This is a genomic window from Flavobacterium sp., assembly GCF_965277525.1.
In the GTDB taxonomy this organism is placed as follows: Bacteria; Bacteroidota; Bacteroidia; order Flavobacteriales; family Flavobacteriaceae; genus Flavobacterium.
Genome location: NZ_CBDIDC010000014.1, coordinates 19,752 through 38,385, shown reverse-complemented (window position 1 = coordinate 38,385; position 18,634 = coordinate 19,752). Strand labels below are relative to the sequence as shown.

Below are 18,634 nucleotides of genomic sequence, written 5' to 3'. Positions count from 1 at the left end.
CTGCAAAGATTTTGCAGCCTACTGTTAAAGGGTTTCAAAGTAAGGTTTACGGATATACTGCACTATATTATTAAACAAACCTCCAAAATCAAACTTGGAGGTTTCTTTAATCTTTAGGGATCTAAGATCAAAAGATCGGTAAATAATTGCATCATTGATACAAAAACACAAATACCAAGACAATGGTAATTTATCTATCTGATTTCATCAATTAATAAGAGGTTTGCTAAATTATCTCTTGAAGTCTTATCAGGATCTGTTCGCAAATATTCAATATTATTCACTACTACTATACCAATATCTGATCCTCTGCTCCAGAATCCACCGGTATAATTGTAAACCGCGGTAGTTAAGGTATTTTTTTGTTTTAAAAGTGTAATTACATCATTTTTAGTCATAATTACTCCTTTTTTTAAACGACCTTTTTCTGATTCAGGAACATGTACCATAAGATGGGAAATATAGGATCCATTGGTCGTATATCGAACAGCTGTTACATAAAATGTACTCATAAAAATAAAAATTAAAGATCTCTGACATTATCAAATTAATTTTATAGGATCATCAGAGGTTGGTTAATAAAAAGTCTAAAATTCATTTGTATTTTATATTATCGCGATAATATAAAGTTGAATAAATATTGGTAACAAGTACTACAATAATAAATGATTGACAACAGGTATTTATACGGTTTTTTTGTACACTTTTTTTATAAAGCTCCTACTGAAAATAATTCCAAATTATCTTTACTAATATATGGGCGATCAAAGCATTATTAGTATTAAGGGCCTAATTAGTGTATCCAGCACTAACTTTTCAAATTAATCATAAACTTTTTGTTTTAGCTCTGATATCCGTCATTCATTTTAACCAACTTAAAATGTTTAAAAATTAACAATTTGAGTTTTGAGTCACAATATCAAGGTCGATAAATTTTTAATTATTATTGGGTCTGAATGGGCAGTTTTCCAACTCAAAACGGGGCTGATCAGCAGCCCTAGCCCCGATAGCAGTGAAAATCCTTTTGCGCCGAACACTGGCACAAAAGATTGGAACGCATAGCGGGAAGAGCTCCTAAAAATAATATTATATACAATTGACGATGATAATCACTTCGAATTAGATTCTGCTAACAATTCTTAATATCCGATTAATTCAGGCCTTGCAGAATATGAGCTAGAAAAACCCGCATGGGTGGAGATTTTTTGGCAAGACCTGAAAGGCCCGGCCTTGCTTTTGCTAAAGGACACGGACTACCTTTGCTCCTGAAATAAAACAAAAGCATACAGGGTCTCGTGTAAAAAGTAAAAGGGAAGCAATTGGGATACTGTGGATTAAGAGTAAAAATTAAGAAAAGCAGTCAGCTTGGAGAAGAATTCCAAAAGACTGCCCCCTGATCCTACCAAGTTTTGTAAAAGACAGGAGCTAAAAATACTTTGTGACAGCTATTGCAGCACAGCTAAAAGATTTGACATTTATTCTTATATTCGCTTAAAAATCTTACTAATGGCAAAAGAAAGCGGAAATATTTTACAACGCTTTATCTAATAAACAACGTATGGAACAAATATTTGACACTTTAATTGAAACTATATTACAATCAACTGCATTAATTGAACGAGAATATTTTAATCTACCTGTTGCATATAATGCTGAACACATTGAAAGAGAAAGACATTATTGTTATGAATTGTATAGACATATTAGAAATATTCTACCTAAAAATATTGGATACACTTTTAGCGCCGAAATTGATAAAGCAGGACACGAATTAATAGCACCTTTTTGCGGAAGAGTAAATCCTGATTTTTTACTTCACAGACCTGGAAGTATGGGGCCGGAAGATAACCATACAATTATTGAGGTAAAAACTTTTACTGGAGCAACAACACATAATGTAAACACGGGCTTTCTAAAAGATATAAGGACAATAAATTGTATGTTAGATTTAGAAAATGGGTATTATAGAGGAATCTTGTTAGTTTTTGGAAATCCAACAGAAGATAGAAGAAATGATTTATTACACGAATATGAGCAGCGATGTAATCAAGATCGAATAAAATTAATATTCCATGAAAATCCAATGACAGTAGGTTATTTAGTGAATTAATACTGTCGCTAATAGCTAAAGCAATATTTAGATTGCTTGATTGCCTTGAAGCTTTTTCTTCACTAAAATTTATATTTAACAGACAATAATCAGTCAGATGGCTTCACTACTGCATCAAGCTACGGCAAGTAATGTGGTATGGAAGAACAAAGGAAAAAAAATGGGTAAACATTCGACAACAACAAGTTTAAAATTATTTGATTTCCTCATTGACTTAGGAAATGTGTTATATTATCATACTGATACAGAATATCCGATGAGTGAAAATTCATTTGGAAGTCAAGCAATTGATATTGCATGGTTTAATGATAAAGAGAATAAATTTCCACTTTTCATATTTGAAATTGAAAGTTCAAGCAATAATTCAATTGCTAATAACCCAGCAAAAATTTTCGGAAAAGACAGTAAAGTCTTTGAAAAACCGCTTTTCTTTTTTCATATAATAATCGATGGAGCGGAAAACTCAGAAAAATATAATGACCTACTTGGACTTTTCGGCAAACATAATTATGACATCTTTAGAATAAACAATGCAGATATTGAAAATTTATTAATAAAAATTATATCTCAACACAGAAGAATTCATAATGAAATAAACTTGGGTTATATTTTAAGACTAATAAACGGCTATGAAGAAATAAAATCAGAAATTGAATTCGAAGGATTTCTAAAGAATGTTGAAAAATTAATGCATGAAAACCAGTTTTACAGAATTGGTCAGGTATATGCTGATATTGCTTCTCTTGACGAGTCATTTCAAGAGCAATATTTGAAATTCATATACAGATATTTTAAGGACAAACTACCATTCAATCTGAGTTATGAGAATTACTCTGCAAGTATAGTATCTGAATTTATCAATTTAGGTTTATTATTTTCACAATATGAAAATGAAGATAATTACTTTGATTTTAACAACTTACTAATTAAAGCTCAGAAAACTGAAACATTTAGGAAAATTGAATATTTACCAGGATTAAATTATGACTATGATGTTTTTATTCAAGACCATGTACCATTTTATATTGCACTTGCATTTTTTCTCTTTGAGGGCAACATAAGTGCCCAAAAATATATTCTTGATATTGCAATTGGAATTATTAAAAAATTAAATATAAAAGAAGAATTTATTTTTGAACACCACTTGTCTTGGGGATTATTAATGACTTCAAGTAATTGTGAATTTACAGACAACTTTGAAGAGTTAAAGGATTTAATGAATAGTAGAAGTGGAATTCTAAATACAATTCTTTTCTGTCCGACTTTCATAAATAACCATCGAGAATACTCGAAATCTATATTAATGCTAGTTCCTGATCGAAATAAATATGTAGAAATATTTAAACAAGAATTCAGTCATTTAAACAATGACATGAGTATTAAAGAAATTGCAATAATGAGTTTGTCTGAAAACTGGAAAGATGAAATAGAATATCATTTAAATTTGGGAGTTAGCTTGGCAAATTTGGCAGTAAAATCTTTGATGAAAAGTGAGTGGTAAAAAATCAACACCGCATAAAAGCGGTTTCGCATATTAGTCTTTTTTTATCTTTTCTAGGGAAAAACTTTGAACTTCACAACTTCTTGTAGCATTTTTCGCTAACTTGCCGCTATTGGGACCTAGCCGTAGAACGTTATAAGCCATACTACCAAAACTGCTAAAATTCAACAACATATATGAAACTTACAAACAAGAAAATATCAGCAGAAGCAATCTCAGCAGTCAAAGAAGCGTTGTCAGTTATTTATTGGAAAAAAGAGGATTTACAACAATTTATAAAGTTAACAATTGATAATTCTGCAATTGTTTCTACCATAAATTGGTCACTAACTAAAAGAGAAATTGTAAAAGAACTTATAACAAGAATGACTAATCGGATTGATATTTATGAATCCGATCTCATAAACTTAATTTTAGCTGTAACTGACTTTAACGATTTTGGCAATCTAACATACTGGGATGAAGACGGAACGAAAACAAAAAAAGCGAAAGAAGCAGTAAATAGATTAAGAACTTTAAGTAAAGGTTTTATACAAATAACAAAAGAACAAGAAGAAGCTAAATTAAGGAAAGCTGTGGCTGATTTAAAGACAAAAAAAGCTTTATCGCTTGAGCAAGAACTATATGAACTTAAAAATGAATTTAATATAATAGCCACTAATCCAAATTTCAATCAACGAGGATTTCAACTTGAAAAGTTTCTGTACAAAATATTCCTTTTATTTGATCTTGAACCTAAAGGCTCATTTAAAATTCACGGTGAACAAATAGATGGAGCGTTTACATTTCAAAATACAGATTATTTGTTAGAAGCAAAGTGGGCAACAGAAGTAAACAGAAGTGATTTAGCTACATTCTGCTATAAAGTTGAAACAAAATTCAAAAATGCAGCAGGATTATTAATTTCTATAGACGGAGTTACCAAAGAAGCAATTTCAAGCGACTTCAAATCTATAATAATAATGGACGGAATTGATTTACTTTCAATTCTTGACAATAGAATATCATTAAATGATTTACTATTTAAAAAAAGAAGAAAAGCAAGTGAGACCGGAAATATTTATATAAATTTCAACGAATTGACAAAATAAGCAAGGCTAATAGCATGCGTATACCGAGGCAGCGAATTATGTGGTGAAAACCGCGTTTTCGTTTCGCAATAAATCCACCAAAAACATGAAAAAAGCAGTTTTAGAAGCTAGAAGAAAATCTGAAAAGAAAGAAAGAAATTGCATGTTTACAAACTGCACGCACAAAACAATCAAATCCCATGTTTTACAAAAAAATGGAATTCTTCGTGAAATATCTGAGAATAATCATTTAATTCAAATGGTGCCTGCCAATCCCTTTGAAATGAATGAAAAAGGATTTTCTGATTTTAAATTAGTTGGGATAAATGATGTATATACTTTTCAAGGCTTTTGTGCTAAACATGACTCTAATGTTTTTAAATCAATAGAAACAGAGTCTACCTTAAATTTCTACGATAATAATCAACAAGCACTTTTTTGTTATCGTGGATTATGTCAGGAAATTAGACGGAAAGAAATTGCAACCGAATGGATTATTGAATTAAAACCTTATTTTCCTTCTGCATTTTTGCCATTAGTTGAATCTTTAATTCATGGATATAATGATGGTATTGAAAATCTTAACTTATTTAAAACTGAGTTAGAGAAAAATATAATTTCTGAAAATTCAGATTCATTTTATTTTGAAACCATAAAAATTCCAAAAATAGAATTATGTATTTCAGTGCCTCTAAATATTGGAGAGTTAAACATTCCCAAAAATTCTAATTATAAAAAGTGGAGAGAAGAGAAACAAATTATGCCCACATCTTTTATAAATGTTTTTCCGAAAGAAAATGAAAGTTATGCAATAGTTGGTTTTCATAAAGATTATCCTTGCGAGTGGACAAACAATTTTATTAAAAAAATGAAATCAGAAAATAAAAAAGAAATTTTCAAAGAACTAAGTGATTTAGTAACACTAAGACTTGAATTTTGGTCAATGTCAAAATATCTTTTCGATCAAATTCCTCAAATTAAAATTGCTGAATTCAAATTTTTATTTTGTCAAAATATCTATAACCATAGTCCAAAATTAGAAACAGAATTGAATCTATTTGAAAACATATAAGCAATGCTAATACACACGTTACAAGCAATTTGGATATTACTATAAATTTGAAGCACATTTTGTATTTGGGATGGGATATCTGTTCACTTCGCTCGAATGGCAAATCCAAAGAATGCGCTTAATTTAGTTCCACATAGCGCCGCATTGTTGTTATGTTTTGATTCACATTTATAAATTATTAATTCTCCATTTATCAGGAAAAAATGGAGTTTGAAAATAAATATGTGCTAAATCCCTTAAAAAGGAATATCCCGCTTTATCGGTTCTATATGTATATTCAAATTCTTTTTCTTTCTTTTTAATTTTTAATTTAAAATCCTCAAAATTTAAAGTCTTATCAAAGTTTTTTGTTAAAGATAATTGAGATTGATAACCGTCTCTGAACGAACGAGAAAATAATTGTTCTTCGAGGTCATTTTCTTTGTCTGCAATGAGATGCTTTGATGAGGAATTTGTTCCATGAAATGGTACAAAAACACCAATCTCAATTTTATATTTAATTACGAAATCCCGCAAAAGCAAATATTGCTTGTCCATATCCAAATAATGTATAAATTCAAATAAGACTCCTATTAAAAGTGATGTCCTGTCTTCATAATATACTGGTTTCATATCCGTTACAGTATATCTTATTACATTTTCTATACTATTATTGGCATCTGGCAGAAAATTGCGCTGTTCTTTTGACTTAATTAAATTATCTACAACATTCATAAGATAATTCCTTGCGCTCTCAATTTTATTAAAGCTTATAAATAAACTTAAAACACTTACAATAGGTATAGAATGAATATCCAATAAAGAACGTGAGGAAACACTATTTGCATTAATTACGTTAACTAGTTCCTGGGCCATATGCGCATCATTTTTCCCATTCCCTACTGATCGCTCAACATTGATTAAAAAACACAGGTAATTTAGATATTCCAAAGTTCTCTTGGTATAGCCGATTTCTTCATAACGCCCTCCGTTTTCGGAATAAAGTCCGTCTTTTAGAGTCGCAATTGGCAATGTTTTACGGGTAAATTCTCCCAGTACTTTTAGATATAATAAAAGAACTTGATCAAAATATTTTATAATCAGTTTATTTTCCTCTTGATTATTCTTTAGAATCCAGTGCCAAAATTTAATTACAAGATGCGCTAAATAGCGCTTCGCAATTTCTAAATTATCATATTCTTTTGCCTCGGTATATATTATAAAACCAATAAGTTTTAAACTTTCAAAAAGTAATTTCCATTTTCGTGATATCTGTTTCTTTTTTTCCCATTTCTCTTTTGCTAAAATGACATTAAGCAGTTCAACATAGTCACCTGATATACCATCAGTGACATTTAAATTAACTAATACACGATTGAATAATCTTGTTGTTTGTGGATCCGTCAGCAAATGTGCGCAAAAAAGTTTTTCAGAAAAAAGAATAGTAAGTCGTGATATATCCCAACGATCAAATGCCACATTATCAAGTTTTGACTGCATTGTAATAAAAAACTCCTCTAAGGTTCCCTGAACATTTCCCTTTATAATTCCATTATGGACAATAACAATTTTAAGTGGTAGTTTTTCAAATTTTGGAAAAGCAGATGTATATTTATTATAAGATGCCTGAATAATTGAATTATGAATACCATCCGAAGAATAAAAATTTGATTCGGTTATGTGCCTGTCTGAACCGCCCTTCAATTCAAAATAAAATCTTTTTTTTATGTTATCATCATCTAGTCCTACAGCAACAATATCTTTCCCATATTCTTGAAGACCCAGGTATTCTGTAGGCTTTGATAGAATACTGAATCCCATTGACTCTAAAAGTATCGGAAATATATGATTTAATTCATCTTTTTCAGTAAGTGATTCCAGATACTCTTTAACTATAATATTTTTAATATCCATTTCTTAAAAGTTATCAAGGTTTTGCTCGTAAGCGATTGGATTCTTGTAAGCTCTGCTATCAATCATAGACCTGCTTTCAATTATCTGCATTGGCAATACTTCTTCTCTTTCATCGACCTTCCATGCGTTCCCTCTTACGATTTTTACCGTGGTAAAAAAGCGATCCTCTTCACTACTTGTTTTCATTATTTTGGCATTATTCTCATGCTCAAGCCTATAATATAGATCTATAAGATTCCGTTCATTTTCATATGGATCTAAATCTTTTATGGACTTTCTTTTTTTCAAGGCCTGATATTCCAGTAAAGCTTTCATTAAAGGCTCTAGAAATTTTTTATCCTTTCTTGTATCAAGTTTCTTTTCGATTAGTTCATAGAGAGATTCATGATAGGTAGTAAAAATTAGATCCGCAAGTTGAAGCTCCAGGTTTTTCTGTACCTGAACGAATTTAGAATTTCTGAAATTTAAAAGAATTGCAACAAGTTTGTCCAAGGAATGCGGATAATTACAGATACTTTCAATCGCATTATTTTGAAATTCTTCTTCTTCTAATTTTAGAAAATCAACTTTTAACGGTGCCCCTCCTGTTAGTATTACTTTGATTCCAAGTAAACTCAACCCCTTATGTCGAAACAAGTTAAGAATATGCGCTTCCATCTGTTCTTGATTTTTTCGCCAGAATTGAAGAATAGTTTGTTCAAATCGATGAACTGATGCTTTAAAGCCAACTGCTCGATAATTGGTAATCAGCATATGAAAAAAATACTGTAGATCCTTAAATTCGTAGAAGAAATCATCAAGAATTGAAAAGTCCTTTGTATTACCCAAATAGGTAATCAATATTTTATACTTCCTATCTTCATAGTCCCTAATGCAATATTGCACATTTAAAATTACAGCTCTCGCAATTTCAAAATTTTGCGATTTAACTAAAAAAGAAATTTGATCAAATCCTTTTTCAATGATATAATTTGGTGTGTTTTTATGATGAATAATATGAGATAATAAAGAACTTTTCAGATCTGCTATTTCAGTTGTTTCTACTAATAGTGGACTTATTGCATCGTATATTTTCTCAACATTTAACGAAGTATCAATATCAAAGCCTCGAAATGCTTTTAGTCCTTCCGGAATACTTAATTGAAGCAAATCAAAAGCTAGGTCAAAAGCTTTTTTTTCATTAGCATTGTGGAGTCCAATCAATAAGTTAGAAGCAAAATCAGGATATTTAACAATATCATTTGAAATCCCATATAAATAAATTTCATTTGCCAAATCAGTTTTTATAGCAGTTATTTCAGTGAGATATTTTGTTACGTGATACGTATTTCTATTGTTTATACTTTTATCAATATAGGCCGCACAACATGAGTTATAAACTATCTCTGGTGTGTAGTTTGAAGATAATAAAAATGAAAAGTATATTTCTTCAAAATTCTTTAGCACTTTCGGACGGCTAGGGATGTCATAAAGATTTATAAGAAAATGATAAATATTATTTTCATTACTAATAACTTTCAAGCAGTTAATTTTTACCGCTTTAAAAAGATGGTTATAGATAGTGCTATATCCTTCATTTTTAAACTTTACTCTTATATGTTTTTCAAATTCTTTACAATAGAGAAACGCAAGCTCTATATCATCAGGTATGCTTTTTTTAAGTTCTAAAAATGCAATATTCATTAAGGTTTTATGGAAGATATCCAATTCATAGTTAACCTCTAGATCATGATCTGCATTCTCTTTTACAATATTAATTTTTAAAAGCTCTGATGCATCCCTCAATTCATTGACTTTATAAGAATTTTTAGGATATGTAAGGTGAAAAATTATTAAAGTTTCGATAAGGTTATTATCTTCCATACCCAAATAGTTTGTTGTAAATTTAATTATTAAAATTTAATGGAATCAAAAATAAATTTCGTCAAATTAAATATGTTAAATTTAAAAATGACTATTACCGTCCTTTCTAAAATTATATCATATGATAAATTCTAGTAGACAGTTCATTTCACTATATTCATTTTTATATAAGCTTAACTTATTTTTAAATGGTATTTACAATTGTTTTGCAACATTACTTTTTGTTGATTCTTCCAATTTTGTTCTGCGATACTGATAATAATTCTCAGGTATCAACGTGCTGTCCTTTCTACTACAATATAACTTATCTTGCACTTGTCGCAACTGATTCATTGAGGGATTCTCTGAGTTACGAAGTTTTCTGGCTGCTTTCCGTACTTCTTCCAATGATTTAACTGCTTTTTGATTGTCTAAAATTAATTTTATTAAAATTACAATTAAAGGTAAAGTAGGTGCAATAAAATTAGTTAGGTAACCTTTTAATGAAGCATTAACTATTGTCGCTATGATAAAAGAACAGACGACAATGACTAAACATATTATTATACAATCATTTTTGAAATGAAATCTCAACTTTCGATCATATTCCAAATTTGTTTCTTGACAGCGGAGTATTGCCTGCTCATGTTTTAGACCATCAAGATCAATGTGATACCAATTTGTCACAGGCGCTTTGGGATTGTGGACATAATTCTTTTCAGCTTCTTCTATAACCCAGTTTTCCGGCATATCCCCACTATTTGTTTCATTCCATTCCATATTGTATATACGGCAGTCAAATAATTCTTGAACTTTTGCACCGTTTGTTTTAAACTTTGATAAATAGCCTGATAAAAAAAGTAAATCAAATAAAGTTATAGAAACAGAAGCTAAGGCTATATAAGGCGTTAAGTCAATATCGGTAAAGTTTTTTTGAGTTAGCTTCAGAAAGTTTAAAATGACTACTATAATAATTGTGACCGTAAGTTGCCATCGATATATTTTTTTAGCTGTAGCATATATCACCCTTTGTGCTTTCAATAAGAGTAAATTTTGAGGCAATTCCTGATTTTCTTTTATATTGTTCATTTTTTAATTTGTATAAGTTGGAAATTCAGGACCAAAAATTTCTCTCCACTTTTCGATGGATTCTTTTTGCTTTCCATTAGTTTCAAAATCAATTGCTTCTTTAGATCGGTTATAATCAAGTTCAGCTCGTTCTTGGATCGAATTTCTTTCGGTCAAATTTAATGTATTTAAGTCCCCTTGAAATCCTTTGGGGTCATACAAACTTTTGTGTATTTGATTATATACATATGCAAACAAATTAGGTAATTCCCTGTCAATGTATGTAGTACTAGTAACATTTACAGTATCATAATAATTCAAAATCATACACTCAAGGAAATATGATCCCATCGTAGATGCTGTACGGCGTTTAGTCCAGTATTTCATAATTCTGATCATATCAAGGACGGAGATTTGCTGTTTATTATTTATACTTAAAGTTCTTTCCTTATCAATTCTAGGATCTGTAGCTTTCCAATTTCCACTTCCATCTGGGATAAGAAAAAATGTGTTACCGAGATTAGGTGCTGTTAGAAAGCATGGAACAATATCATATACCCATTCGTAGGAGTTTAGTTCTAACGTTACAGCTTCTTGATTTCTTTTAATATCAGCTTTCTTGTAGAAGTGAACATTTGCTAAATATTCTTTAAATTTATTAATAACCTTTATAGAATTGAGTACATCAGTTCCAGGATTACAGAGTGCCAATTGTTTTTTAGCTTCTTGTTGGACACGAATTCTATAACCTCCTTCAATTTCTTCTCTCCAATTACCTTTTGCGTGCAAAACAATCATTAAATCAATGTCATCCAAAGGCCTTATTTTTGTCTTGCGGGAAAAAGAACCGTAATCAATACTCATATAATCAGTATAGAAGTCTAAAAATTTCCCATCATTGGGGAACTTTTCTATTTCCGTAACCAAAGTATTTTTACTTTTCTTTGCTACATTATTGCGATCATTGTCTAAACGAATAATATTCTTCATAAAAGTATCGAAAGCATTATTGACTGTTGTTGCCATTCTTAATTAATTTGTATATTAGAATTCACGATATCTATTTTGTTAACTGTTTTCCTTTTTTCACCAAACATATAAAACTCCTTTTATTTTGTATTACGGTTTTCCATAATGGCAAATTTTAAAATGGCAAATTAGTTTTTAATTAAAAAAGTACATCCAGTATAAATACCTGTTTCTAAACTTTGTCAAATAAAATTAGAATACAACAATTGGGCTCAAATTTACATTCTCTAAAGATAAAATTTGCCCCGCCGCAGCCCTAGCCCCGATAGCAGTGGAAATCCTTTTGTGCCGGTGTTCGGCACAAAAGATTGGAACGGATAGCGGGAAAAAGCTCCAAAAAAATAATATCAAACCTAAAAACTGAGTCTTTTAAAAAATCGACAGCAATACTTCAATTCAAAAAATAAAACAAAAAATCCCATACAACAAAAAATTACCACAAGGACCACCGTAATTCCCAAAACCAAAACAAAGACCCGAAACACGCAGCCAAAAACACCCAGCCCCTATGACCCGCAGAACCCTTATAAGGAACCCCAAAGCGGCCCCAAAGACATAAGGGGGAAGGACATAGAAAAGGACCTTATAGAGAATGACCCTTTAAAGGGGTATTTTAAAAAAGAGCCAATGACTTAAAAATAAGTACAATTGGCCCTTCCATGAAACAGTTACTAATTTACAAAAATAAAAAGGTATTGCAGGGGTTCAAAAATGTTTAGTTTAAGAAAAACAATATCCTTACGGATTTAAGGTTTTAAATCAACTCTGGCTTTTATTTAATCAAAGCGATACGCTTTTGTGCTGTGGATTACAGCAAAACAATAGTGATGGTCAAGCCTTATTAGCCCCGATTGCTTCGCCAGCTCGCTTCGCTCGTGTGCAGTGAAATCCTTTTGTGCCGGGGTTCGGCACATAGACTGGACATAAAGGGGGAAGGCTCCTAAGAAGACAGCATTATTTTCGCGGCATCAAAAGAAAGATACCCCAATGTTCGATTATTTAAATTAATTTAATTTCTATACTTTTTAGACAGGTCTTTCCCTTTATCTTATGTGCTAGATAACATTTATAGCTTTTATCAATCTTTATCTCTTCCAAAAAATATATTTCTTTTTCTATACTGGCAGATTTTTCCAGAATTTCGAATGACTGTAGATTAATATTTAACCCTTTCTCAGCGGCTTTTATAACAGCTTCTTTTTGGGTCCAATAATCAAAAAAAGCCTCTTGTGCATTATCTGAAAAAACAATATCATTCCATTGGCGATCACTCATGTTACCTTTGAAATTGCCCAACTCAATTTGGTATATCTTTTCTATATCAATTCCCAGTTGCGTTTTATCTGTAATGGCACAAACAGCAATTTCAGCGGAATGGGAAATATTAAAGTAGACTGGATTTCCTTTAAAATAAGGTTTGTTATATTGATTGTAAAATATATCATGAGCATCCAAATTTAAGTGATACTGCTTTTTAACAGCAGTAAACAGCAAAGACATTCCTAAGACTGATAACTGTACATCCTGCCATTTTGCACGTTTTTTTAATCTTTCCCTAAAAGCAAAAGGCAGTTTGGGCAGTTCCTTTTTTAATAACTTTTCGTGATTTTCTCCAGACAAATAGCAGTAATATATATAAATCAAAATTGAATTTTAAAGAATTAATCAATCATTTGAACGTGGGACAAAAAAAGAAAAAAGGAACAACAAAAATGTATTGTTCCTTTCCGATCACTTTTATCATTTAAAATACACCCATAAATTCCAAATATGGAGTCATTAATTTTTTGTCAAAAACCGGTGGTGTCAAATCTGCATCTGCCAGGAACTGCCTGGTGTTGCTTCTGTCATAATAATAGGTGTTTTCATACGCCTCTACCAATGATTTGCCTTCATGAACATCTTGGGTAAACAAACTCAGCAGGGGATAAATTGGCAGATTCTTATCGTGTTTCCATTGGTTCAGCCATTGGTGATACTCCATTCCTTGTAAATCAGTATTATAATACTCATTCATTTTAGAACAAAAATCAGTCAATGAAACATCATTTTCAGCCAACGGTGAAAGATGAAAATTGAGTCCGACAGCATCTTTGTTTTTACTGATATGCGTAATTGCTTTACACATATAATCTACCGTAGTAAGCTCATCTTTTAATCCCATTACCAGGGGGAATGATTTTAACTGGACACAGCTCCTTATCAAAGCTCCCCACCACTGGTTCATAACCGTAGCTCCTGAGGTGCTGTGACAAACTGCAAATCCTAACCTGAAATTGATAATAGGCAGTCCTTTTGCCCGGGCTTTTTCAGCAATGCTTTCCATTACCCATTTACTTTTGATATATCCCAAATCGCGCGACACAGCCTCCATGTTTTGATCAATGCCATCATCTTCATACATCCATGTTTTTTTTGTAAAAGGCCTTCCCCAGCTAAAAACTCCCATGGAGGATAATAAAATCAAATATTTGATTTTATTTGTAACTGCAAGATCAATCACATTATGCAGACCATCAATATTTGATTTTTTAATTAACTCATATGGCTGTACATAACTCACAGAACTTCCTGAATGATATATAACCTGAATATGCTCGGTAAGAAACTGATAATCAACAGCATTCATTCCAAAATTCGGCAGGGATAAATCACCGGTAAGAGCTATGACTTTACTATCATAATCTGACAGCCATGATAATTTAAATTTCTCAAAAGTTTGCTTAATGCGCTCCAATCCCCTTTCGGGTGAAACCGCACGTACCAGACAGTATATCCTCGCTCTTGTATGCTGCAACAGCTCTTCCAGTAGATGTGAACCCACAAAACCCGTAACTCCGGTTAAAAAAATACGCTCCGGATTTGTTAAAGCCTCCGCATCTGGAAGTTCTTTTATATCAAAATCAATATGCAGTTCTGAATCCCGAACCAATTCATCGATCATCAATTGTGCTTTGTTTTTCTGAGAAATTTCAGTGTCCTGCATCCTTTTTTCGACTTCTTTTACCAATGATGAAATGGTCGTGAAAATATAAAGTTCAGGAAGACTGATTAGGTTTCTCACAGGTTCAGGAAGCAGGACGTGAAACTGTGCCAGCAGTAAGGAATGTCCGCCGAGGTCAAAAAAATCATCTTGATCTTTAATTTCTTCTACAGATAGCAATTCTTTCCATATATGTTTTACAATCTCTGAAAGATTGTCATCTTTCCATTTGGGAACTGCATTATTCTTATTTTTACTTTCTGGAATTTCCAGCAGTAATTTATCAATTTTTCCGGCATGCGTCAACGGCATTTTATCGACCACAACAATTTTATCCGGCAGCATATATGCCGGCATTACCTGCTGCAGTTTTGCCCTGATATTTTGCAGCGATTGCCCATCTTCTTCATCGGCAGATAGTAATTGAACAAAGGCCACCAAGACCGGAAGCCCGTTTTCTTTTTTCTGAACCTTAATTGCTGCTTTAGAAATCTGAGGCAGCTTTGCCATATTGTGTTCAATTTCTGCAAGTTCAATTCTGTAACCTCTTATTTTAACCTGATCGTCTTTTCGGCCGTAAAATTCCAGATTTCCATCGGGTCTTTTTAAAACCAAATCTCCTGTTTTATAGAGAATTTCATATCCATTTAAATCTTCCAGCAGCCACTGAGGAGCTTTTATAAAAGCCTTCTGAGTATCTTCGGGCCTTTTAAGATATCCCAAAGCCAGCTGAGAACCGCCGATATAAAGTTCTCCTATGATTCCGTTTTCAACAGGTTTTAAATTTTCATCCAAAACAAATAAATGTGCAAGCGGCATTGCAGGGCCAATAATTCTTGGATTGGTTTCTGCTTTAAATTTGTAATTTGTTACAGCGACAGTGGCTTCTGTTGGCCCGTAACTATTGATCAGATTAATTCTTTTGTACCATTTTTTAACTGTGTTTTCACTACAGGCTTCACCTCCAATGGCTATGGTTTTTAAATCTCCAAATGGTTTATTTAAAGGAAGGGAAGCCAAAACCATAGGCGGCAATAACGGAATTGTATCAATTTCATTTTTAACAATATAATCTAAAAGAGGCTCACCCACAATTTTATTGTTAGGGTATAAATAGACGCTCGCGCCTTTAATTAAAGGGGTCCAGATATCGATTATCGCAGCATCAAAACTCGGAGAAGAAAATTGTAATGTTTTATTTTCTGACGACAGACCCAAAACTTTTGATTGTGCTTTTATAAAATTATAAAATGACTGATGCCCAATAGCAACCCCTTTTGGCAATCCTGTACTGCCCGAAGTATAAATAATGTAGGCTGGGTTTTCAGGTAAAATATCGACATCGGTACCTTGTATGCTTATCTTTTTATAATCTTCATTTTTAAATAAAAAATCTAATGCAATACTCTTGCTGTTGTTACTGCACACCTTGTTTAGATACATTTCAACGGTTAACATTAAATCAATACTGGCATCTTCGATCATCATCTGTATACGTGCCTGAGGCAGTTCGCCATCTATAGGCAGATAGGCCGCTCCGGTTTTTAAAACAGCTAAAAAAGCAATAATTCTGCTGGTAGACTGCCCAATGCAGACTCCAACAATTCCGCCTGGCTCAACCCCCTGGCTTTTTAAATAATGAGCCAGCTGATTAGACTGTTCATGGAGTTCTTTGTAAGTAATCCTTTCTTGTTCATAAATCAGAGCCAGCTTTTCGGGGTATTTTTTAGCTGTTTGTTCAAGCTTCCTTACCACATTTTTTGAGGGTCTTTCAAAATTACTACTAAAAAAAAATCCTTGATTCTCATTCTTTTCTTCATGCATTTCCTTGTTCATGGTGATTTGATTTTACGTTAAACACTTATTTTATTAAAAACTTAAAAATCAATTATTTATAAAATTTTAACATTAAAAAACGTATGATAAAAATAGCTAAAAAATCTTACATTATATAAAATAAATACTAAATTAACTGTAACAAATTGTAATCAAAAGCTGTAATAATAAGAGTATAATTTCTAATTTATTCAACCTAAAAAATATAGAGCTTTATTTTTTCCACTTTTAAGATTATAACAGTCTTATTTGTGCAAATTATAATCTGTATCCATATTGCAGTGGATACCTTTTTTTTCCACTAAAAGTTAAGACGGTATTTTAGAAATATTTAACAAGTCAAAGTTTTGTAGCAGAATCATGTCACTAAGTATTTTGAACAACTAAAAATTCGGAAAATAAGACCTGCAGGATTTAGGTTCAAATATTTATAACTCATAGCAAAAAAAATAGATAAATTTTACAGCAATCCCCAACAGGACATCCAAACCAATTTATTTATGCCGTTGAAAGACAGCCATTACCAATAGAACGCCAATCTCTTCAGATCTTCGATGAAATTTATAGAAATCTGCCCGTTAAGGTCACAAAAAAGCCAACAGGTGCCAATTGAAGACAATTGGAACCTTATTTTACTTAAAAAACTATTAATCAATACATTAATTATTTTTTTTTTGTTTTCGTTTCCTTTTTATTAGACCTAAAAAAATAAGAAAATATTTTACGAAAAAATACTTGATTTTTTGCACCTCCTGTAAATTAGTAATACAACAATTGAATTCAATTTTACATTTCTCCAACGCAAAATAGGTCCTGCAGACCTAGTCCCGATAGCAGTAGAAATCCTTTTGTGCCGGGGTTCGGCGCAAAAGATTGGAACGGATAGCGGGAAAAAGCTCCAAAAAAATAAAATTAAACCTAAAAACTAAGTGATCAGCATCGTCTATAATATACAATTCTGAACGTACCCCGCCTGATTACCTGATAGCCATTTTATAAATCCAAACCATTATTCTGTAAAAAAAGTGCTGCTATCCTTTTTAAATTTGACATAGCACAAATGACTAAGGACGAAGGGCAAATGGCAAAGGACAAATCACAATCCCACACCAGCACAACCATACCACCCAACCTGCTCCCCGCTACCCCTATAAAAAAAACAGCAATAACATAATCCAAAAAATAAAACAAAAAATTCCCATACAACCAAAAATTACGATCGTGAAGACCGTAATTCCCAAAACCCGATCAAAGACCCAAAAACCACAGCCAAAAACACCCAGCCCCTATGACCCGCAGAACCCTTATAAGGAACCCCAAAGCGGCCCCAAAGACATAACGGTGAAGGACATAGAAAAGGACCTTATAGAGAATGACCCTTCAAAGGGGTCTCAAAGGGATATGGATACTAAAAAGAGCGACAAGGCTCAAAATGATTCCTTTGAGACCATTGAACCCGAAAAGGATAATCCAGTCAGGAGGGAATTCGAAATTGGGAAGCTGGGCAACCAGGCGTTTAAAGAAGAGGAACTTACCAGAAATGAGCCGCGTCATAATGCACCGGGCAATACTAAACCTTCCCAGCGAAAATTTTAATAAAACCGTTATCAATAACGGTTTTTATAGCATCCTGGATTCATCTGCTTTTTTAATCAATAAATGAGAAATTGCATGGTCTGTACTTTTTTAAAGTCAGCCAAAGTTATAACCCTTTTTAGGAACTGTCCTGTGATCATACTGAAGCCTGTGCAGTTTTAAATACTCCGACGGCGCCGCGCCAACATGCCTTATAAAGGCCCTGTGAGCGGTAGCCCTGGAATTAAACCCGCAGGCCGTTACCATTTGCTCCACCGTGAAATCCTTCCACCCAGTATCGTTTACTTTTTCCTTGAAATACCCGATTCTCATTACATTTATATAATCCCTAAAATTTTGATTCGCCTGAGAATTAATCAGGTGCGAAAGCGTGTGGAGCTGAATTCCTGACTCTTTTGCCAGATCCCCCAGAGACAAATCACATTTTAAAAAGAGCTTTTCAGAAACTAGGGTAATTTCTGCTTTTGCCAGATAAACCTGTTTCTGGCTCTGTGTCAGTTTTTTAAAATTCATATGTATATCTTAATAAAAAAAGTGGTCCAATATGGGTAAAAGAGCAGCACTATCACTAAATGAATGACAAAAAATAACAGGCAGCCTTGATGCGTTACCGGTAAGGACAGGCATGCAGCAA

The 18,634-nt window shown here is 32.3% G+C and carries 13 protein-coding genes; 5 read left to right on the top strand and 8 right to left on the bottom strand.

Annotation, left to right across the window (positions count from 1 at the left end; all coding sequences use genetic code 11):
- Window positions 1-194: 194 nt before the first annotated feature.
- On the bottom strand, window positions 195-512 hold the full coding sequence (locus ACQY44_RS24330; RefSeq protein ID WP_428232868.1) for a DUF3892 domain-containing protein: 318 nt from the start codon (window positions 510-512) through the stop codon (window positions 195-197).
- Window positions 513-1,558: 1,046 nt separating this feature from the next.
- Between ACQY44_RS24330 and ACQY44_RS24325 the strand changes: the two genes are divergently transcribed.
- The 4 genes from ACQY44_RS24325 (at window position 1,559) to ACQY44_RS24310 (ending at window position 5,753) form a co-directional block, all read left to right on the top strand.
- Window positions 1,559-2,110, top strand: coding sequence for a hypothetical protein (locus ACQY44_RS24325; RefSeq protein WP_428232867.1), 552 nt, complete (start codon window positions 1,559-1,561; stop codon window positions 2,108-2,110).
- Window positions 2,111-2,207: 97 nt separating this feature from the next.
- Complete coding sequence (locus ACQY44_RS24320; protein WP_428232866.1) at window positions 2,208-3,611, top strand: hypothetical protein; 1,404 nt, start codon at window positions 2,208-2,210, stop codon at window positions 3,609-3,611.
- 176 nt (window positions 3,612-3,787) lie between these two features.
- Window positions 3,788-4,702 (top strand): hypothetical protein, encoded by a 915-nt coding sequence (locus tag ACQY44_RS24315; protein WP_428232865.1) that lies wholly within the window; start codon window positions 3,788-3,790, stop codon window positions 4,700-4,702.
- An 85-nt stretch (window positions 4,703-4,787) separates the two neighbouring features.
- Window positions 4,788-5,753 (top strand): hypothetical protein, encoded by a 966-nt coding sequence (locus ACQY44_RS24310; protein ID WP_428232864.1) that lies wholly within the window; start codon window positions 4,788-4,790, stop codon window positions 5,751-5,753.
- Between the two features lie 168 nt (window positions 5,754-5,921).
- Here the strand turns inward: ACQY44_RS24310 and ACQY44_RS24305 are convergent, their stop codons facing one another.
- The 6 genes from ACQY44_RS24305 to ACQY44_RS24280 all read right to left on the bottom strand — a co-directional run bounded on the left by ACQY44_RS24305 (window position 5,922) and on the right by ACQY44_RS24280 (window position 16,404).
- The gene (locus ACQY44_RS24305; protein WP_428232863.1) at window positions 5,922-7,646 is read right to left on the bottom strand and encodes a hypothetical protein; all 1,725 of its coding nucleotides are present in this window, start codon (window positions 7,644-7,646) and stop codon (window positions 5,922-5,924) included.
- A 3-nt stretch (window positions 7,647-7,649) separates the two neighbouring features.
- Window positions 7,650-9,509: a hypothetical protein gene (locus tag ACQY44_RS24300; protein WP_428232862.1), complete on the bottom strand. Its 1,860-nt coding sequence runs from the start codon at window positions 9,507-9,509 to the stop codon at window positions 7,650-7,652.
- Between the two features lie 195 nt (window positions 9,510-9,704).
- Entirely contained in the window at window positions 9,705-10,577 is an 873-nt protein-coding gene (locus ACQY44_RS24295; protein WP_395340520.1) for an S-4TM family putative pore-forming effector, read from the bottom strand.
- Window positions 10,578-10,580: 3 nt separating this feature from the next.
- Complete coding sequence (locus ACQY44_RS24290; RefSeq protein WP_428232861.1) at window positions 10,581-11,582, bottom strand: hypothetical protein; 1,002 nt, start codon at window positions 11,580-11,582, stop codon at window positions 10,581-10,583.
- Window positions 11,583-12,584: 1,002 nt separating this feature from the next.
- Window positions 12,585-13,205: a 4'-phosphopantetheinyl transferase family protein gene (locus ACQY44_RS24285; RefSeq protein WP_428232860.1), complete on the bottom strand. Its 621-nt coding sequence runs from the start codon at window positions 13,203-13,205 to the stop codon at window positions 12,585-12,587.
- 124 nt (window positions 13,206-13,329) lie between these two features.
- Window positions 13,330-16,404: an amino acid adenylation domain-containing protein gene (locus tag ACQY44_RS24280; RefSeq protein ID WP_428232859.1), complete on the bottom strand. Its 3,075-nt coding sequence runs from the start codon at window positions 16,402-16,404 to the stop codon at window positions 13,330-13,332.
- Between the two features lie 1,221 nt (window positions 16,405-17,625).
- Between ACQY44_RS24280 and ACQY44_RS24275 the strand changes: the two genes are divergently transcribed.
- Window positions 17,626-18,000, top strand: coding sequence for a hypothetical protein (locus tag ACQY44_RS24275; RefSeq protein WP_428232858.1), 375 nt, complete (start codon window positions 17,626-17,628; stop codon window positions 17,998-18,000).
- A 96-nt stretch (window positions 18,001-18,096) separates the two neighbouring features.
- Here ACQY44_RS24275 and ACQY44_RS24270 read toward each other — a convergent pair whose 3' ends face one another.
- Window positions 18,097-18,513, bottom strand: coding sequence for a helix-turn-helix domain-containing protein (locus tag ACQY44_RS24270; protein ID WP_428232857.1), 417 nt, complete (start codon window positions 18,511-18,513; stop codon window positions 18,097-18,099).
- Between the last annotated feature and the right edge of the window lie 121 nt (window positions 18,514-18,634).